This window comes from Streptomyces sp. 378, from assembly GCF_030124145.1.
Taxonomy (GTDB): domain Bacteria; phylum Actinomycetota; class Actinomycetes; order Streptomycetales; family Streptomycetaceae; genus Streptomyces.
Map to the genome: position 1 here is coordinate 1 of NZ_JASKMS010000053.1, position 18,236 is coordinate 18,236.

General features: G+C 67.1%; 15 protein-coding genes and 1 pseudogene. 10 read left to right on the plus strand and 6 right to left on the minus strand.

What is annotated here, in order from left to right:
* The first annotated feature begins 154 nt into the window (after positions 1-154).
* Positions 155-643: a hypothetical protein gene (locus QNO09_RS38090; RefSeq protein ID WP_283974811.1), complete on the plus strand. Its 489-nt coding sequence runs from the start codon at positions 155-157 to the stop codon at positions 641-643.
* 821 nt (positions 644-1,464) lie between these two features.
* Here the strand turns inward: QNO09_RS38090 and QNO09_RS38095 are convergent.
* Together QNO09_RS38095 and QNO09_RS38100 are read right to left on the minus strand one after the other, a co-directional pair.
* On the minus strand, positions 1,465-2,730 hold the full coding sequence (locus tag QNO09_RS38095) for a TerD family protein (protein WP_283974812.1): 1,266 nt from the start codon (positions 2,728-2,730) through the stop codon (positions 1,465-1,467).
* 505 nt (positions 2,731-3,235) lie between these two features.
* Positions 3,236-3,769 (minus strand): hypothetical protein, encoded by a 534-nt coding sequence (locus tag QNO09_RS38100; RefSeq protein ID WP_283974813.1) that lies wholly within the window; start codon positions 3,767-3,769, stop codon positions 3,236-3,238.
* A 493-nt stretch (positions 3,770-4,262) separates the two neighbouring features.
* Between QNO09_RS38100 and QNO09_RS38105 the strand changes: the two genes are divergently transcribed.
* The gene (locus QNO09_RS38105) at positions 4,263-4,838 is read left to right on the plus strand and encodes a hypothetical protein (protein ID WP_283974814.1); all 576 of its coding nucleotides are present in this window, start codon (positions 4,263-4,265) and stop codon (positions 4,836-4,838) included.
* 1,397 nt (positions 4,839-6,235) lie between these two features.
* Complete coding sequence (locus tag QNO09_RS38110; protein ID WP_283974815.1) at positions 6,236-8,008, plus strand: hydroxysqualene dehydroxylase; 1,773 nt, start codon at positions 6,236-6,238, stop codon at positions 8,006-8,008.
* A 353-nt stretch (positions 8,009-8,361) separates the two neighbouring features.
* On the opposite strand, the gene QNO09_RS38115 is transcribed toward QNO09_RS38110, so the two are convergent.
* Entirely contained in the window at positions 8,362-8,964 is a 603-nt protein-coding gene (locus tag QNO09_RS38115; RefSeq protein WP_283974816.1) for a hypothetical protein, read from the minus strand.
* A 705-nt stretch (positions 8,965-9,669) separates the two neighbouring features.
* On the opposite strand from QNO09_RS38115, the gene QNO09_RS38120 reads away from it, so the two are divergent.
* The 3 genes from QNO09_RS38120 to QNO09_RS38130 all read left to right on the plus strand — a co-directional run bounded on the left by QNO09_RS38120 (position 9,670) and on the right by QNO09_RS38130 (position 12,406).
* On the plus strand, positions 9,670-10,107 hold the full coding sequence (locus QNO09_RS38120) for a peptidoglycan-binding domain-containing protein (RefSeq protein WP_283974817.1): 438 nt from the start codon (positions 9,670-9,672) through the stop codon (positions 10,105-10,107).
* Between the two features lie 68 nt (positions 10,108-10,175).
* Positions 10,176-10,619, plus strand: a complete 444-nt coding sequence (locus QNO09_RS38125; protein ID WP_283974818.1) for a peptidoglycan-binding domain-containing protein — start codon at positions 10,176-10,178, stop codon at positions 10,617-10,619.
* A gap of 566 nt (positions 10,620-11,185) precedes the next feature.
* Complete coding sequence (locus tag QNO09_RS38130; protein ID WP_283974819.1) at positions 11,186-12,406, plus strand: lipase family protein; 1,221 nt, start codon at positions 11,186-11,188, stop codon at positions 12,404-12,406.
* 103 nt (positions 12,407-12,509) lie between these two features.
* On the opposite strand, the pseudogene QNO09_RS40175 reads toward QNO09_RS38130, so the two are convergent.
* Positions 12,510-13,395: pseudogene (locus QNO09_RS40175) on the minus strand (tyrosine-type recombinase/integrase); the annotation flags it as partial.
* A gap of 481 nt (positions 13,396-13,876) precedes the next feature.
* Between QNO09_RS40175 and QNO09_RS38140 the strand changes: the two are divergent.
* The 4 genes from QNO09_RS38140 to QNO09_RS38155 all read left to right on the plus strand — a co-directional run bounded on the left by QNO09_RS38140 (position 13,877) and on the right by QNO09_RS38155 (position 16,502).
* Positions 13,877-14,299, plus strand: a complete 423-nt coding sequence (locus tag QNO09_RS38140; protein ID WP_283974821.1) for an STAS domain-containing protein — start codon at positions 13,877-13,879, stop codon at positions 14,297-14,299.
* Between the two features lie 95 nt (positions 14,300-14,394).
* Complete coding sequence (locus QNO09_RS38145; protein WP_283974822.1) at positions 14,395-14,967, plus strand: hypothetical protein; 573 nt, start codon at positions 14,395-14,397, stop codon at positions 14,965-14,967.
* The gene (locus QNO09_RS38150; RefSeq protein ID WP_283974823.1) at positions 14,957-15,706 is read left to right on the plus strand and encodes an ANTAR domain-containing protein; all 750 of its coding nucleotides are present in this window, start codon (positions 14,957-14,959) and stop codon (positions 15,704-15,706) included. The genes QNO09_RS38145 and QNO09_RS38150 overlap by 11 nt, the downstream gene beginning before the upstream one ends.
* 79 nt (positions 15,707-15,785) lie before the next feature.
* On the plus strand, positions 15,786-16,502 hold the full coding sequence (locus QNO09_RS38155; RefSeq protein ID WP_283974824.1) for an ANTAR domain-containing protein: 717 nt from the start codon (positions 15,786-15,788) through the stop codon (positions 16,500-16,502).
* A 680-nt stretch (positions 16,503-17,182) separates the two neighbouring features.
* Here the strand turns inward: QNO09_RS38155 and QNO09_RS38160 are convergent.
* Both QNO09_RS38160 and QNO09_RS38165 read right to left on the minus strand, forming a co-directional pair.
* Positions 17,183-17,533, minus strand: coding sequence for an ANTAR domain-containing protein (locus QNO09_RS38160; protein ID WP_283974825.1), 351 nt, complete (start codon positions 17,531-17,533; stop codon positions 17,183-17,185).
* Positions 17,534-17,582: 49 nt separating this feature from the next.
* Positions 17,583-17,939, minus strand: coding sequence for a PRC-barrel domain-containing protein (locus tag QNO09_RS38165; RefSeq protein WP_283974826.1), 357 nt, complete (start codon positions 17,937-17,939; stop codon positions 17,583-17,585).
* Positions 17,940-18,236: the final 297 nt, after the last annotated feature.

Below are 18,236 nucleotides of genomic sequence, written 5' to 3' on the forward strand. Positions count from 1 at the left end.
CCTTCACCAGCATCGCCTGCACCCTCATCTGCTACCGCAGACTCACCAAATGAGACGACTTCTAAGATCCCCGGCAAGACCCAGGGCAAGAAGAAGCCGGAGCTACGACAACAATCGGCTGGCCAGGACCTCTGCCGCCACCCACGATGAGCCCATGGACCGGTTGCAGTTCAGCGCTTGGCAGTACGTGGCGGAGATCCTCCCTGCCGAGGAACTCCCGATGCTCGCTGCGCATGCGCTTGTCGATGGACGTGATTCCCCTGCACTGCGCGAGCTGGCCGGTCTGCCGCGCCGGAGCGACCCAGCCGAAGCCCGGGAACTCTACGTTCTAGCCCTGTGCGAACTCGGCATGCCCCTTCCCGACGAGGAGACAGCTGGCCGATGTCTCCTGGTGAGACTCGCGTTCGGCCTCGCCCATGGCGAGCTGAGCCCCCAGGATGTGGGCAATGGACTGTCGATGACGGTCACAGCCCGCACCCGGGAGGAGACACGGTTCCTGTCCGTCGCAGCGGACTACAGCGAATGGCTCGGCCCCGATGAGCTTCCGGGATGGGAGAAGGAGCTGAGAACCGCGGCCCACTCGTTGGCCGCCGCCACTGATCTCGGCCCCAGCATCGGTGTCCCATGTGGGCGGTCCGACTGACCAAGCCGCGGTGAGTCATCGCCGACACCGCCGGCCATGCAGGCAGCGGCCCGTCTCAGCCCTCAGCCGGTCTGAGGCACCGTGCGGCGGCCACAATGACCCCTGGTGACTCGTCCGGGTAGGCGTCGGCAGAGCTCAGCAGGGCTTGCTACCTGGCAATATCCTTCGCAAGGGCGACAACCACTGCAAGAACGGCATCTAGGGGGCAACTATGGGCGTCTTCGACAATTCCGCGAGCAGCAACAGTGGCTTGGGGCGAGCGTGTCCTGACTGCGGGGAAGTTTTGTGGGCCGACTCAGACGAACTTGCTGGCCGGTACGAATGCCACAACGACAGTTGCTTTGGGTTCAGGGTCTACTTCGACGTAGATGGCATGCTTCTTGACCCGCCGACCCGTGCCAAGAACCGCGGCGGTGGCACCTGCCAGTGGTGTCAGTCATCGCTCTCGGGTGGAGCGAGCTACTTGCCCTATGAAGATGGCAGCAACTCACACGCTTACATCGTTTGCCCATCCTGCAAGCAGGAGAACATCCGATACGGCTTCGGCGAGGATGACTGAGGACAGGCTCTCTGTAGGAGCCACGCCAACCTGAGGGGCGGGTCTAACTGCGTGACAACGCCCACGAACAACCGCGAACAACCGCGGACCATCAGCCCAGGTGAGAACGCACCAGCCCAAGGCAGCGGCCCCGTCCAAGTTGCTTCGGGACGCAGGGGTCGCCGTGCAAGACGCACCGGGTGTAGCCGACGTAGCCGTCTCGCGGTCTAGGTCGCCTGGCGTCCGCGTCCATGCCACGATTCTCGTGTAATTCGGATCCGGGCTACCAATTGTCCCTACTCTTGAATTCAACCTTTCCGGTGCTCATCCGGAAGTTCCCGTTCGAGTACAGCGTGGGACGAGCCTCGACGTGGTTCCCGCTGTACTTTTCTACATGTCTGACCTGAGCGCCGCCGGGAACTGTGAAGTCAATGAGGGCAATTGCTACCCAGTAGGACAAGTTGCGGTTATTGAACAGCGGCACGGTGACGGTGGAACCTCTTCCGTCGGTGACGACTGCTCGGGCCCCGTAGGACTTGAACGATCCAGTGCCGTTCTCCAAGGCGCTGTAAGCGCATAGGAGCACGTAGCCCTGAAGGTCGGGGCGACGGATGGTGATGGTCTCTCGACCTGGCACCTTGGAGTCACCGTCCAAAGCAATGTACGGCGGCGCAACGGAGGAGCCGAGCTGTCGGTAGTAGACGACCTCGTCAGACTTGGTTGGACGCTTCCCCTGCGGGGTTACGACACTCTTGGGAACGTAGAGAGCGTAGAGGTCAAGGTCGGCGCCAGCTTGCCGTCGCTCCAGGCTGCCGCCGTTCCACTCAAGCATGGCCGTAACAACCAGGCTCGGGTCGTCCTTTCGCATGTCAATCGTCGCCTCACCGGACTTGGTGAGAGCGACCTTGCCCAGAGGGCGAGGCGTTGCCATCTGAAGGACTGGTGCAGTCCGTGGTGGGCTGCTCGGTACGTAGGTGGAGCGCGGTGGGTGAGTCGGCCGTAGGCGGGTTTGAGCGGCCCTGGCTGCAACTGGCGTCTGAGCTGGGCTTGGTCCTGGATCATCCACGACAATGCCAACGTCCCTGGCCAGGCCAGCTAGTCCCGTATCCCAGCCCTGACCCACCGCCCGTGCCTTCCAACCGCCGGCACGTCTGTACAGCTCGATCAGGATGGCTACCGTCTCCCGATCCGTAAGGGGAGGCGGAACAAAAGTGATCTGTGTGCTGCCGCAGTCGACGACCGCGGCGGGGGTGCTGCCTGCGTCGAAGTGCGTGGCCCGCAGTTCGGGGTCGATGCTGGCCACGATGGCGATGCGGTCAACCGCCGCCGGTACCTCGGCCAGGTTCGCGACGATCGTCTGGCCTTTCAGGGCAACCCCGTCCTGAAACGGATGGTTGTAGAAGACGAGATCGTCGTCCCCCCTCACCTTGCCGTCCTGCTTGAGCAGGACAGCCGAGACGTCGATACCTGTGGTGCCCGAGGTAAGGGTTACGCGGCAGGTGCCGAATGGCAGTGGCGCGTTGCCGCCTTTTGTGAGAGTAGTCGTCATGTGTGGCCCCTCGTGTGTTATGTACATCGTGGGGCCTCCGTCCGGCTCATGTACGCCAAACGCCGATGACGGATGGTTGGTTGGAAGCATCGGCTAGGCGGCATGCCTCGATGACACCAGCGGTGGGAGATTGTGGTGGTCTTACGCGCCTTGGCAGGGACGACGCGCTCCTACAGCTCCGGTTCCGCGCCGAACGTTGATCGAACTTTCGTGTGCTCACCCGATCGTGGCCTATCTGTGGACTCGTCCCGCTCGATCTAACGTGGGCAGCGCCATGACCTGCCGCATCGCCCGGCTCTCACGGGGCCTCCGGAGCCGTGCCCGGTACAGCAACTATGGCGACTGGCACCGACCGCCGGTGTCTCTGACAGACGATCTGTTCAGTGCGTCAGACCTCAGCGACCTTGCTGCTAGTAGTTCGCATCGAGGCGCACGCACGGCCACTGAGCTCAGGCCAGGCTCTAGATGTATTGACCCGCGTCAACAACGCTGCGGGTCAATACATCTAGAGCCGCCCCGTCTGCCAGATCGGGTCGTCCGGTGCGGGGCGTCCGTCAAGGCGCTGGAGGGGTTCTCCGGTGAGCGAGAGATGCCGACGAGCGACGGCTATGAAGTGCCCCTGTGCGGCAACGACTCTCCCTCTGAGCTCCATCCAGTTCTCTTCGGGAGTCAGACCCCGCCGAATGGCAATGTGAAACCGCCAGATCTGCTCATCAATGGCGTGCGCGGCTGCTGCAATGTCCCTGCTGGCAACGAGATTGACGCTGCCGAGGGCCTCGCCCCAGGGGCGCCAGTCGACTGTCGTCGGGGCCAGCACGCCCTGAGGGATGTCGTCAGGCCGGTTGCGGTCCATGTCGCTGAGGTCTACAAGCACTGAGGATGATTCCCGCAGTACGCGGACGCACGCTGCCGCCTGCTGCTCCCTGATCCAGTGGCGATCTTGCGCTCTTCTGCTGACGATGCTCCCAACGAATACGCCAATCAGTGTGGTCAGCACGGCCCCGACCGGAGCCGCCAGTAAGGCCAGCAACGACGTCATATCAGTCATTCTGGCGACGATGCGGTGGCTTGAGTAGCCGCTCATCTCAGCTCGCTGCGGTCGGCCAGTGGGCACTGCCGGGCCCAGTGCCGAAGCCGTTCAGGAACCCGGAGACCGCAGCCCACTCGTTGACCACCTCTACCGGCCTCGGCTCCGGCGGCCGGATCTGCGGCGCTGCTGACTCACCCTCTGAACATGCCCTCGTGCCAAACCCGTGCCGAATAGTGCGGGGAACCACAGGGAAAGGCGGTCATCCATCCAGCACGCCCTCAGGTCATGAGTCCGCTCCGCAGCAGGTCAGCAAGCCCATCGGCCCCGTAGAACCCAAGCTTCCCAAGCTGAGAGCATGGGCTCGGCTCCACTCCTTGCGGACATCCAACCAGCGTTCCGGCAAGAACTGTCGACAGCCGATGTACAGGCGCCCACGCTTCGCCGGCCTGGCAGACTGCGACGCATGAAGCGGTCTGCTCATCTGCCTTTAACCCCGCGTACCATGCCCCCGCTCCGCGGCGACGAGTCAATCGTCGGCGTCCCGGACGCGACCGTGGTCGACTTCTGGCGGTTCGCCATGCCGGACCTCCGCGTGAACAACACACGCGGCCTGTTCGCAGAGTTCTTGGTCCACCAGGCGGTTGGCTCCCACAAGCCCCGTGTGGAATGGGCAAGTCACGATGTCGAGACCGACGACGGACTGCGCATCGAAGTCAAGGCCGGCGCTTACCTGCAGGCCTGGGATCAACGAGCACCCTCCCCGCTCCGCTTCAGTGGGCTCCGCGCTCGCACATGGTCACCTGGTAGTGGTTACTCGCAGGCGAAGTCGTACAACGCCGACGTCTACGTTTTCGCCGTCCAGACTGCCCGCGAACACGCTGACTACAACCCGCTCGACACGGCCCAGTGGGAGTTCTACGTACTCCCCCACCCAGTGGTCGCCACCCTGAACACGGACAGCGCCAGCCTGAGCACGGTTCGCGCGGCGGCTGGCCCACCAGTGCCCTTTGCTGCCCTCGGTGACTGCATCCGGTCGGTTGGCCCCCGCCACGGCGAGACCGGCACAACCACCGGCTGATAAGTGAAGCCTGTGCCACAACCGTGCCAGATACAGGGGTCAGCCACGGTCAATACGGGCGACCGGCGAACGCACCTGCCGCCCTAGCTCCACGAACAGAGCTGCAGATCACCGGCCAAACACCCCAGCCTCTCTCCTAAAGCGGGTGTCGCAGGTTCGAATCCTGCCGGGGGCACCAGCCAAAAGGCCCCGGACCGATCATGGTCCGGGGCCTTTGGACGTTTTCGGGTCGTCAGCAAGTTCCTTGACCGCCGGAATGTAGATCACTTCAGGCAAGAGTGCCTGAATGGACCTCTCCATTCCAGTGGGAAGGTCCACGTCACCCTTAGTGCGCTCAGACCGCGTTTGAGATCTGGTCTTTACTCGACGTCGTAGCTGATGCCGAAGACGCGCGTGATGCAGGCGTCGAGTAGGGAGGCGAACGCCTGAGGTCGGACCGCGCTGCGGACGCCTGCACTCAACTGACCGGGCTGATCCGCTCCCCTCCTGGTCAGCCTCCCTCTCAAGAATTTTTGATCCGATCCTGTCCAGCGCTATCGCTCTTCGCTGGCCTCCTCTGATCCGAATCTGGCTGACGCGCGGCGCACCCCTCCTCTTGGGTCTGACAGTCTCATGCCAGACCCGTGCCAGATCCTGCGGGGAACAACGGGGAACAGCAGGGGCTGACCGCAGGGGCAACCAGAGCTCCATCACCACGCCCCGCAGGTCAGCGCATCATCTGCCGCAAAAGGACCCGAGCTTCCCAAGCTGAGAGCGCGAGTTCGATTCTCGTCACCCGCTCCAATGAAAACCCCAGGTCAGCGACCTGGGGTTCATTGTTGAAGAACGTTGATCGAAACGCTGCCTGCCACCACCGCGCCAACGGAAGGTGCGGCGCCGGAATCCTCCGGTGCCGCACCTTGCCGGACGTCTGTCCACGTGCTCTGCAGGGCACCGCCGACACCGGCGGCGCCCTCCCAGGTTCGAACAGCGGACCACGGCGATCTACGAATCCCTCGACAAGACCCGCGACAGCATCGCGGACTCCAACGGCGTCTGGAAGAGTCGCGCGGCCAGTACCCCGAGGTGAACCGCGCCCTACACGGTCTCGGCGTAATCGCCCCGCGCCCGGACGAACCCAAGTGCGATCCCCCACCCTGCGCTACCCGGCTCTTGGCCACCCGGCTCCGTCACCGTCGACGACGCTTCTCGGTTCCTGTGCGGCGTGCGATGTGGCATGCCGTCTACGCCACTTCGATCACCCCTGGCGGTGATGCGACCGGCTCTCCGGCAACGCAAACGCGCCACATTCGAGCGCATGCCCACGTCAGTCATGTCCATGCCTTCCGCGTCGAGGGGTGCTCCCTTAGGCTCCTCCGCCGGACCGCAGGCGTTACCGACGGTAGGGGAGACCGGTCATGGGGCGAACGGGAAGCACGCGACGCACCTTTGTCGTGGGGGCCGCGGCCGCAAGCGGAGCGGTGGCGCTGGGCACCGGCACGGCGGCTTCAGCGGCACCGGCGCAGGGACGGCAGCAGGCCGTCGCCGTGCTCGGCGGTGGCGTCGCCGGACTGACGGCGGCGCATGAACTCGCCGAGCGGGGCTTCGCGGTGACCGTCTACGAGCGCCGGGCGCTCGGCGGCAAGGCCCGCTCCATGGACGTACCGGACAGCGCGAAGGGAAGCCGCAAGCCACTGCCCGCGGAGCACGGGTTCCGCTTCATCCCGGGGATTTACCACAACCTCCCCGACACGATGCGGCGCATCCCCTTTCCCGGGAACGCAGGCGGCGTCTGGGACAACCTGATCGCACCCAAGGAGATGATGTTCGCGCGGAACAACGGCCGCGAGGATCTGCGGATACCCATCCCCGGGGAGAAGGAGCCCGCCGAGCTCACCCTCGACGACATTAGACGCGCCCTCACCGGTCTCCTGGAGACGGGATTCCATCTTCCTCTCCATGAGATCGCGTACTTCGTGAACCGCGCCGTCGTTTTCCTGACCAGTTGCGACGCGCGCCGCAACTCCACCTGGGAAGCCACCCCTTGGTGGACTTTCGTACGCGCCGGGCAGATGTCGAAGGAGTACCAGCGCATCCTCGCGGTCGGCGTCACCCGCAACATCGTCGCCACCAAGGCTGAGGAGGCCAGCACCCGCACGGTCGGCACCCTCGGCGAGGCCTTCGTTTTCAACGCGCTCGGACGGGGTGCGGACGGCCCACCCGACCGGATCCTCAACGCACCCACCAATGAGGCCTGGATCGACCCCTGGGTGGCTCATCTCACCTCCCTGGGCGTGGAGTTCCGTATCGGCTGGACCGTGCAGGAGGTGAGGCTGGGCGGAGACGGGCGGGTCTCCGAGGCCGTCATCGAGGATGCGGACGGCGTCCGTCGCTCCATTACCGCCGATCACTATGTCTCCGCCATGCCGGTGGAGCACGCGCGGCGCACCTGGAGTGCCGGATTACGTGCTGCCGACCCGCAGTTGGCGCGCTGCGACAAGCTGCAGACGGACTGGATGACGGGCCTTCAGTTCTATCTGACCGAGACGCCGCCCGTGGTACAGGGCCACTTCAACTGCATCGACTCGCCATGGTCGCTGACCGCGATCGCCCAGGCCCGGCACTGGCCAGGGCGTGACTTCGCCGCCGACTACGGCGACGGCGTGGCCAAGGAGTGTCTGTCGGTGGATATCTCCGAGTGGGACAAGCCTGGCGTCCTGTACGGCAAAACGGCCAAACAGTGCACCCGCGAGGAGGTCGCACGCGAGGTGTGGGCACAGCTCAAGGACGCACTCAACGACACCGGCAAGACAGTGCTGCGCGACGGCACGCTGCACTCGTGGTTCCTGGACCCCGGAGTGGACGGGATCGGCACCCCGCACCCGACCAACCAGGACGAGCTGCTGATCCACCCCGTGGGCACGCTGCACAACCGCCCATCAGCCAGGACCACGGTCCCGAACTTCTTCCTGTCCGGGGATTACGTCGCCGTGGACATCGACCTCGCCACCATGGAGGGCGCGAACGCCTCGGCCCGTCAGGCGGTCAATGCCCTTCTTGATCAAACAGGTTCGAGTGCGCCGCGCTGCACGGTCACCCCGCTGTTTCGGCCGCCGGAGCTCGAGAGCCTCAAACGCCACGACCACTTCCGCTTCAAGGCCGGCCTGCCGAACGCGTTCGACCTGGGGTGATCCAGTCGGGATCGGTCGCTCGACCTGATCAGCCATGACGCCGGCGAGGGCACCCTTCTCGTCGCCCTCCCAGCTGCCAGCCGGGGAGCACTCACTCTGGAAAGCGGGGGCCCTGATCACCTACGGACAGCGGCCTGCTCGCCCAGCAGCCCCAGGTGCGCGTCGGCACAGCGGAACGCGCGCGCCGGGCAGCCGCACCACAAGCGCACCAGATCAGGCGGGGAACGGCGGGGAATCACGGTGAATGCGGTCCGCCCTGAGGAGGCGCAGCCAGGGCGTCCCCCAATTCATTGCCCGGACAGGCCTCGAATGATCGCAGCTTCCCAAGCTGAGGCGCCCGCAGCATGCCCGGGCTAGAGAAGGTCCCGCCAGAAGGGGACCGTCGCTCGCGGGCTCCAGCCATCGTCGACATCGCCCCGCGCCTCGTCGAACTCCTGATGCATGTAGTCGGCCAGGTCCTGGCCGTAATAGATGATGTCGGTCTGCCACATCGAGAGCACCGGATGCCCGAAGCTTCCCCGGCCAGCCGGCAGGTATCGGTGGGCATACACGGGCACCAGCACCGGCGCCTCCGTTAGAGAATGCCGCGCCGTAGCCAGTGCCGCCGTTCCGTCGGCTGGACGCTCACCCCAGCCCTCGTACCAGAACCCGTTGTGCTCAACGTCGAGCAGAACGCCCTCGATCGGCCAGTCGAGCTGTCGGCGCAAGCTGTCCAGATCGCCGCCGCGCCACTCCGGCCAAGGCCTGGACCAGGTCTGCCCGTCCTCGGGAGGGACGTTGACCGGGAGCCCGGCCGCAAGGAAGGTTCGGTGATCGTCCGCGAACTCGAAGCCGTACTCGTGCTCGATGCGAGCGAACTCGGCGTCCGTCAGCCCCGGCTCGAACTCGTAGATGCCTGTCTGTGCCAGGCGACGTGCGGCCTCCGCACCCAAGCGTGCTCCCTCGTTGCTGATCACCGCCGCACGCTAGCGCCGACCGCAGCCATCCGTCACCCGAGTTATGCGCGGGCTCCGTCTCAGTTTTCCGTCTCATTCAGCAGCGTTCATTCTCGTTCAGCGGAGATCCGCCCGCGCAAACGTCTCCGCCGTCGGCCTCCCATGAACGCAGGTGAACACCCCCGTACGCGAACTCCGTGCCCACCACCACAGTTGGACATCGTGCGCCCGCCTCACCTCGTGGGAGAAGTGGTGCGCGGCCGGCGCTGGCAGGTCGTTCCCTGGCCATCGACGAAGCCCGGCCGTCGGTCAGGTCCCGGACGGATCTCCGGGCCGCCCCCAGACAGACCGGGGATGCAACCATTCCCTTCAGAGCTGGAACCCCCGGAAGCCGACCGCGCGCCCGAGACCATAGCCGCAGGCACTGACACAGGACCCGCCGGTGTTCCAGCCCCGCACCACAAGCGCACCGGTTCGGCCGGGGAACAGCGGGGAATCACGGGGAACGGAGGCGCCCTCGAGCCGCAGCGGCGCCCGGTCCGTTCAGGAGCCACCGTGGTCTTCCTCGCGGGCCGAAGACGGCTGGGGCTCGTCCCTCCTCCGATCGAGGCGCTGACGCGGGGCAAACCTGAAACGTTATAGGTTCTGCCGGCCCGGCTCCCTCCGACACAGTGGTACTGCTGGCTCCACGAGGGGCCGTCTGTGCCACAGACTTCAGGGGGAAGCATGAGGAAACTCCGCGCGCTGCGCACCAAGGTGGGGATCTCCGCCGCAGCCGTCGCACTGTCCGGCGCCGGGCTCGGCCTGGCCACCGCGACGCCCGCCTCCGCTGCCTATGCGGGCTACTGCAACGGGTGGGTGGACGATGAGATCTCCAACTCCGGCTTCCACGCGAAGCTTCCGGCCTACAACGGGAACGTCAACTGCCAGATGTACAAGGGCGCGAGCAACCTCGGCGTCAAGGCTCTGCAGATCACGCTCAACAGGTGCTACGGCCGGAGCCTGGCCGAAGACGGAATCTTCGGCACCAACACCAAGACCGCGCTCATCTACGCGCAGGGGCAAGAGAAGATCGGCACGGACGGCGGCTACGGCGAAGAGACCCGTAACAACATCGAGTGGGCCTACCAGTACAGCGGCAACGGGCGTTGGAGCTGCTTCTGAGCGCCAACCGGCAACGCGTGACGGAGCAGACCAGGACAGCCGACTTGCGTAGAGGTAAAAGGGGAAACATGTACAAGCTCCGCGCGCTGCGCACCAAGGTGGGGATCTCCGCCGCAGCCGTCGCACTGTCCGGCGCCGGGCTCGGCCTGGCCACCGCGACGCCCGCCTCCGCCTACGCGGGCTACTGCAACGGCCAGGCGAGCAAGGCCATGCCCGGCGCCGGCCACCTCGTTGCCAAGCTTCCGGCCTACAACGGCAACATCGACTGCCAGATGTACAAGGGGGCGAACAGCTCCGGCGTCAAGGCTCTGCAGATCACGCTCAACAAGTGCTACGGCCGGAGCCTGGCCGAAGACGGAATCTTCGGCACCAACACCAAGACCGCGCTCATCTACGCGCAGGGGCAAGAGAAGATCGGCACGGACGGCGGCTACGGCGAAGAGACCCGTAACAACATCGGGTGGTACTTCAAGAACACCAGGAGTAGCGGCGGGACCTGCGCCTTCCTCTGACCTGCGCCACCCGAGAGCACAGAGCCCCGGAGGTATCACCCTCTCCGGAGCTCTGCCCGTTGTACGCTCAGCGGCCGGCCTTCGACCGTGTTGGCGACGCGCTCAGCGCTGACAGCAGCGATGAGGGCGAGAAGGACGGCTCGGGAGGGGCACCGGTCGCTGTCTGGGCTACAGATCCTGTTGCCCTCCTCAAGCGGGTGTCGCGGGTTCGAATCCTGCCGGGGGCACAGAGAGAAGGGCCGGCTCAGGAGGGGTTTCCTCCGAGGCCGGCCCTTCGACATTCCGGGGGTCGTGTCATACCCGTGCCACTCGCGCTACCAGGTCTGGGGCACCATTCCTCAGGGCGTGTCCGACGGACCGCGTGGCACACCACCCACCGCCCATCGACGTCCCGGACGAAGCCGTGGTGGCCCTCGCCCTCGGCCCGAGCCATCCGATGCCGAACTGTACGGTCCACTCCTCCGCACCATCCGGTATTCCCTACGGCCCCTGAGGGGGCTTCCCCCTTTGCGGTCCGGGGGGTCGCTCCATGTCCCAGCGAATCGGCCGACGGGCATGATCCATCCATGATCTTACGGCGAACAAGTATCCGGATTCTGGCTGGTGCGGCGGTCCTCGGCAGTGTGTCCGCCCTGGTGGCTCCGGTCTCGGCGGCGGCCGGCTCCCACAGCGAGCGGGCACAAGGCGGGGCCGTCGTCTCCGTCGAGCAAGCGGCCGACCTCACAGCGGAGGAAGTGGCGGGGGAACTCCGTGGAAAGATCGACTCCTCCCAGGTCCGCTATGGCGTGACCGCCTATCGGGTCACCTACCGCACCACTGACAGCGCGGGCGCCCCCACGACCGCGAGCCAGCTCGTCGTCCTGCCCAAGAACGGGGCGCGCCACCTGTCCACCGTCTCCTGGCTGCACGGCACCACCGTCTACCGCAAGGACGTCGCCTCGGAGAATCCGAAGTCGAACGACCGGCTCGTCGCCCTGCTGTTCGCCTCGACCGGGCGGGCCGTTTCGGCACCCGATTACGTGGGCCTCGGCTCGGGCGAAGGTTTCCACCCCTACGGTGACCCTCGGGCCACCGTCGCGGCCTCGGTGGACGGCCTGCGCGCAGCCCGGACTTTCGCCCACCGGAACGGCCGGGAGCTGAAGCGGAAGGTCCAGGTCAGCGGGTTCTCGCAGGGCGGCCCCGCCACCATGCTGGTAGGCCGGGCGCTTCAGCAGGAGGGCGCCGACCGCTACTTCAGGCCGGGGGCACTCGCCCCGGTCAGCGGCCCCTACAACCTCTCGGCCTTCGAGGCCGACGCGGCCGACGACAAGATCGCCAAATCCGGCATCTACCTCGCCTACTTCGTCACCGCCTGGAACAAGATGTACGGCCTCTACACGTCACCCGGCGACGTCTTCCGCTCCCCCTACGACAGCAGGGTGGAGGGTCTCTTCGACGGCCATCACACCGCGGGGCAGATCGTCAGCGAACTCCCGGCGACCTCCAAGGACCTGTTCACCGAGGACTTCCTGAACAAGATCCGCAAGCCCGACGGTGTCCTGAAGGACAAGTTGCGCCCGATGGACAACACGTGCGACTGGCGGCCGAACGTACCAGTGGAGATCTTCCACGGCCGGGGTGACAGGGATGTCGACTTCAGTCACTCGGCCTACTGTGCCGACCAGTTGACGAGGAACGGCGCCGCACGCCGGCTGACCGACGTCGGCGACCACGACCACAACGGGTCGGTGTGGCAAGCCCTGCCCCGGATCGTCAGGTTCTTCGACGAGTCCGCGAAGATCGGCTGAAGCGAGCCACCGGCAACGGCTGGTCGAGCGAAGGGTGTGCTCGACCGTGCCGTTCGTCGCCTGTCGGACAGGCCGTGGTCCGGAGGCACCTCACATCCTGGCTCTCGCGAGTCATGGCCCCGAGCCGATCGGCAATGGCCCGGTCACGGTCGCTGGTCATGTGCTGGTAGATCAGCGCGGCCCTGGAGCTGCTGTGCCCCATCCGCGTCATCAGCTCCCGCGTGCCGGCCCCGGCCGTGGAGGCCAACGTGTTGCCCGTGTGCCGCAGGTCGTGAAAGTGCAGCTCGGCCGTGACGCCAGCCGCCTTCCGGGCCTTGACCCAGTCGTCGCGGAAGTTGCCGCGCCGCAACTGCCCCCCCCTGCGGCCCGACGAAGCCGTGACCCTCACGGCCGGGAGCGGCGAAGTGCTCCAGGTGGTGCGTGACCGCGTCGAGGAGTTCGGCCGGGAAGGAGACGGAGCGCACCCCGGCCGCGGACTTCGGTGCCTTGTCGAAGAGCCGACCGTCCCGCAACTCGGCCTGAGCACGGCGCACGGTGACGGTCAGCCCCTCCACGTCGATGTCCCGGCGCCGCAGGGCCGCCAGCTCCCCGAACCGCAGAGTGGTGAAGGCCGCCAGGAGCACGAGCAGCCGATAGCGCGGCGCCATCGAGTCGGACACGGCGAAGACCTCTGCCACCGTGGGGACAGGCCGTTCGGGCACGTCGTAGCGGTCCGCACCCTTGGTGCGGCACGGGTTGCGCCGGATCAGCTCGTCATCCACGGCCGTGTTCATCAGGGCGCGCAGCAGTTGGTACGCCTTGACCACCGTCGGCTCACCTAGGCCGGCCGCGAGGAGCTTGCCGCGCCGGCTGCGCACCCGGCCGTCGTCACCGGCCACGCTCCCGGCCCCGAAGGCGGGCAGGACGTGCAGCCGCATCACCGACTCGCTCCGCTCGCGAGTGCGGTCAGCGAGCTTTCGGTCCCGCAGCCGCTCGGTGGCGTGCTCCCCTCGTCCTCGCGCGCTGGGTCCACGCCGGGACCGGGACGCACTCCGTCATGCCAGCCACCTCCTCGGGCGGCGTCCGGAGTGCCGTGCGCGGACGGCCGTCGGCCGCGGTGATTCACGTCCGAGTACCGCGCAGTGCCTCGCATATCGCGCGCCCCGTGCCTTTTGCACTGTCCACATCCTGGGATCGAGCGGCTTCGAACCCTCCATCAAACAACGCGAGGACTAGGCTACTGGTAGACGTCCCAGACCCCGGCGGCATGCTCTTACTGAACGCAGATGGCTGCGGGGTGCGGACTCTTCGTCTGTCACCCGGCGCATCCCTGGAGGGAACCGGGTGGGTCCACTGTCCTGTTGCACAGGCTGTCGAACCGGCCGTTGCGCTGCCTCCGCCGAACATACGCCCCTGCCGGGAGCGCGCTCAGGGACCGGAACTCCGGCACCTCCGCGCCCGCTGCCGGATGGTCTTCCGAACCGAGGCGTCATGCCCCTGCCACAACTCACCGTCAACCGCCATGACCGAAGCACACGGGCGCTGATCACCCTGGCCGGTGAGATCGACCTCGAATCCGCGCCGCTGGTGCGCGTGTCCCTGGAGCGGTGCCTGCTGGACGGTATCCGCGCCATCGACGTCGACCTCACCCCCGTCACCTTCTGCGACTGCAGCGGACTCAACACGTTCCTCCGCGCTGCGCAGGAGACCACCGTGGTCGGCGGGACCCTGCGACTGCACCATCCGCCGACGACGCTGGTTCGGATTCTCGACCTCACCGACTGCGGGTTCCTGCTCCTCGGCCTTCCCGGCCACCTGCCACCTCCTCTCGGCGACACCCCGGCCCCGCCCCTTGCGGCCCCGCCGTACCGGTCTGCCCCGCTTGCGCCTGTTCTCCCGGGCGATGTGCGATGACGGCCGAACCCGGGCGGGGACAGTCACGGAAGCCGGGGGACGGCGAGCCCTCGGCCATGGCTCCGGCGCGGATACGTCGGCTGAACCGTTGGCTGGTGGAGGACCTGTGCGAGGATCTGGCCGATCTGTATGTGGAGTCTCGCGTGACGGCGCCGGGTGATGCGTACCGCCGTCCCAGCCGCCAGAACTTCATGGACCGTCTCACCACGGACATGCGCCGGCCGGGATTCGCCATGGTGATCGCAGAGACGGACAGACTGATGGGATGCGCCTTCGGATTCCCGGTACGCGGCGACGGCTCCTGGTGGGCATGCTTCGACGGAACACTGCCACGCGACATCGATCAACTCACGCTGTCCGGCAGGGTCTTCGCGTTCGGCGACGTCCTTGTCCGGCCACACCCGCAGGACCGCGACCTCGCCCGTCGTGTGCAGGAACGGCTGCTGACCGAACACCAGGCGTCACTCGGCGTCACCTTGGCGGGCCGGGCCGATCCCGCAACCCTCGCTGCGCTCCGCTCCTGGGGGTGGCTGGACATCGGAGTGTTCCGCAGGCCGGCCGGTGCCACCACGCTCCGCGTGCTGGTGCTTCCCGTCGGGGAACGCACCACGGCCAGGCTGGAGGGCCTTGTCACCCTGCCTGAAGGCGGTGGCCCGGGTGGGCCCTGACAGCCGGTCGACCCGCATACGGATGCTGGTGGCGGAGCAGGCGGCCCGGCGAGCTGCCCGGGTCGGTGTGGTGGACGTGTGCACCGCGGCCGTGGCCGCGCTGCCGATCAGCGGGGCCGGGCTGTCGGCGATGTCCCGGACCGGGCCGAGCCACCCGCTGTGCAGCACCGACGACATCAGCGAGCAACTGGAAGAGCTCCAGCTCACGCTGGGCGAAGGACCCTGCGTGGACGCCTTCCTGCACGGCTCGGCCGTCCTGACACCCGATCTGCTCACCCATGACCTCCAGGACCGTGGGATGGTCTTCGCCGAGGCCGCCCTGGAAGCCGGGGCACGCGCGGTGTTCGCGCTCCCTCTGCAGATGGGGGCGATCAGCCCGGGAGTTCTGGACCTGTACGCCCGCGTTCCGGTCCGGTTGAGCGCAGAGGAACTGGCAGACGCGTTGGCGTTCGCCGATCTCGCGACTCTGGTGCTGCTCGACGACGCGCGAATCGACGAGGCGGGCGGGTCCCGCCGCGCCCCCGCGGAGGACCTGGGCGCGTACCGGGCGGAGATCGACCAGGCCAGCGGCATCCTGACCGTCCAGCTCGGCGTTGGCATCGAGGAAGCCTTCGTCCGGCTTCGTGCCCACGCCTATGCGCAGGGGCGCCGGCTCGCCGACGTGGCCGCGGACGTGGTGGCCCGTCGGATCCGTTTCTCCCCGGACACGGAACCTGACCAGGCCGATGACGAAACCTGACGCATGGGCGCCGGCCGAGAAACGTGCCGTACTTCCCGCCGCTTCAGGCAGGGACTAGTCTCAATCGAGGGTGCCTCCGATGGATCAACAGCTTCTGGCCAAGACCTTCGTCGAGCTGGCCGACAACCTGGTCGCCGACTTCGACCTCATCGACTTCCTGCGCCTGCTCACCGACCGCTGCGTCGGCATGCTCGACGCGAGCGCCGCCGGGGTGCTGCTCGCCGACCGGGACGGCAAACTCCGCGTCATGGCCGCATCCGACGAGCAGGTGCGCCTGCTGGAGCTCTTCCAGCTCCAGAACGACCAAGGCCCATGCCTCGATTGCTTCCGCACCGGCGCACCGGTGATCATCCCCGACCTGACCCGGGAGGTCGACCGCTGGCCGCACTTCGTCACGGTGGCCCACCGCAGCGGATTCGGGGCCGTCCAGGCCCTGCCCATGCGCCTGCGGGACGAGACCGTGGGTGCCCTGAACCTCTTCCGTGCCGCGCCCGGCCCCTTCGACCCGGCCGCCACACTCGTCGCCCAGGCCCTGGCCGACGTCGCCACCATCAGCCTGCTGCAACAACGCACCACTCGGCGCAGCACAGTGCTCAACGAACAACTGCAGACCGCGCTGAACAGCCGGGTACTGATCGAACAGGCCAAGGGGAAACTCGCCGAACGCCAGGGCATCGACATGGAGCAGGCGTTCACCGCGCTGCGCGGCTACGCCCGCGCCCACAACCGGCGCCTGGCCGATGTGGCCCGCGCCCTCATCGACGAATCCGAACCCCTCACCGGCCTGGAGTCCTGACCCACGCCCTGGCGTGGCCCGCTCCTGCTCTGCGCCGTCCTCGATCAGACGGCGGTTCGAAGGCCGCCTGCCGGTTCCGGCAACCGCGGGGCACGCCGGCTTCTCCGCTGGGGGCCGAGCCCGGTCCCTGGCAGTCCGGTGCCGCCCGTGCACCCGGGACGTCGTCACACGGTCCGACTCGGAGCGGACTCACCGTTCGCGTTCGGGCCGCGTCGGCAGCGGGCGGAGAGCCTCACGGTTGACGATCAGGTCGCAGCAGGGCTCCGGGCCACCGAGCATGTCGGTCGGTGGATGGCTGTGCTCGGAGCAGCCGCGTACCGGCGTCCAGGGACACTGCGGTGAAACCCTCCCGCGCCCCTCGCCCAGCCGTGCCTCCGACTCGGTGAGACCGGCGTGCGCGGCGATCTCGTGGACGGAGGGTTCGCGACCGTGGAGCGAAGCGCACTCGTTCCCGGCGGAGCGGACCCGGCCGCACAGCTTCTGTGCGCGGCAAGGCGCATGCCCGCCCTCATCCGAAGCACACCCGGCGGGTTCCCGGGCTGTCCGCTTTCGCCAGGGCCGCGACGTTCGAGATCCACGAGGCGGGCTGCACAGCAGAGGCGTCCGACGGCCGTCCTGGACGAAGGCACCGGAGAGTTGAACTCACGGTTTCCGGTGCCGTCCGCCGGGCGTGTGCGCCGTCATCTCCGGTCCTCCGCATGGAGGCGCCTCAGTGCTCGGCGCAGTTCGCGCTGTATCGGTTCCGGGAGCGTCCCGTCCTCCGTCGTGGCGACCAAGGCCTCAGCCACGTCGCGGAGCTTGATGTTGCAGTGCTGCGACACGTCCACCAGGAGGTCCCAGGCCCGGTCACTGGGACACGGCGCCAGGGCCATCATCATGCCGCGTGCCTGGTCGATCACCGCGCGGCTCGCCAGCGCTCGCCCCAAGTGCTCGTTCTCGGCGCGCAGTTCGACGACTTCGGCAAGCAGAACCGCGTCCTCCGCCGAGGGCGCGGTTCTCGACAACCGCTGTCCGTCACGGGGGGTGGTCATATGGTGCATGGTCCGTACCTCACAGGGCAGTCATCCCGTCCTCAGGTGATCAGCGACGCGCCAATTGCCGTTCTCCGGCCGCACCGGGCTCGTAGACCAGTCCGTAGTGCCTGAAGATCGCTTCCTCTTGCTCGGCGGGCAGGACGTCGTCGGTGCCGATCGAAGGGGCCTGTTTCACCAGCGCTCTGACATAGCCGACCTTGAGGTAGCCGGGCCCGGCGATCGCGTCCTCAAGAGGGACGAAGACCAGACGGCGCCGGGTGGGCAGTCCGGTCCGTACCGTGGCCATGGCCGGCTCGTCGGTGGTGGTGTCCACATACACCGCCTCCAGGACACCGATCTTGTGCGACTCGGTGTCGACGACATCGCGGTCGCGCCATTCCCGGACGTCGGCTACGTGAATCATGGCCTCTCCCCACCTGGGCGATCCGCCCGGTTGTCGTGAGTCGCACTCCTGGTCTTCCATGTGAAATCGCCGCGGCGTACGACGCAGCGCCCGCCGCATACGCTCCGCGAGCGGCTCGCCCTCCCGGACGGCGGCCAGGGCCGCGGCCATCTCCGGAAACCCGGCGTCGCACTGCCGTGAATCCACCAGCGGCTTCCTGGCCGCCCCATGGCTGCACGGGATCAGCACCATCACCATGCCGCGGGCCCGGTCGATGACCGTGCGGCCGGCCAACGTCCGCCGCAACTGATCGTCTCG

Excerpts from the sequence above, each read along its gene's own strand:
- QNO09_RS38090 (WP_283974811.1), top strand. The coding sequence starts at position 155 with ATGGACCGGTTGCAGTTCAGCGCTTGGCAGTACGTGGCGGAGATCCTC.
- QNO09_RS38095 (WP_283974812.1), bottom strand. The coding sequence starts at position 2,730 with ATGACGACTACTCTCACAAAAGGCGGCAACGCGCCACTGCCATTCGGC.
- QNO09_RS38100 (WP_283974813.1), bottom strand. The coding sequence starts at position 3,769 with ATGACGTCGTTGCTGGCCTTACTGGCGGCTCCGGTCGGGGCCGTGCTG.
- QNO09_RS38105 (WP_283974814.1), top strand. The coding sequence starts at position 4,263 with ATGCCCCCGCTCCGCGGCGACGAGTCAATCGTCGGCGTCCCGGACGCG.
- QNO09_RS38110 (WP_283974815.1), top strand. The coding sequence starts at position 6,236 with ATGGGGCGAACGGGAAGCACGCGACGCACCTTTGTCGTGGGGGCCGCG.
- QNO09_RS38120 (WP_283974817.1), top strand. The coding sequence starts at position 9,670 with ATGAGGAAACTCCGCGCGCTGCGCACCAAGGTGGGGATCTCCGCCGCA.
- QNO09_RS38125 (WP_283974818.1), top strand. The coding sequence starts at position 10,176 with ATGTACAAGCTCCGCGCGCTGCGCACCAAGGTGGGGATCTCCGCCGCA.
- QNO09_RS38130 (WP_283974819.1), top strand. The coding sequence starts at position 11,186 with ATGATCTTACGGCGAACAAGTATCCGGATTCTGGCTGGTGCGGCGGTC.
- QNO09_RS38140 (WP_283974821.1), top strand. The coding sequence starts at position 13,877 with ATGCCCCTGCCACAACTCACCGTCAACCGCCATGACCGAAGCACACGG.
- QNO09_RS38155 (WP_283974824.1), top strand. The coding sequence starts at position 15,786 with ATGGATCAACAGCTTCTGGCCAAGACCTTCGTCGAGCTGGCCGACAAC.
- QNO09_RS38160 (WP_283974825.1), bottom strand. The coding sequence starts at position 17,533 with ATGACCACCCCCCGTGACGGACAGCGGTTGTCGAGAACCGCGCCCTCG.
- QNO09_RS38165 (WP_283974826.1), bottom strand. The coding sequence starts at position 17,939 with ATGATTCACGTAGCCGACGTCCGGGAATGGCGCGACCGCGATGTCGTC.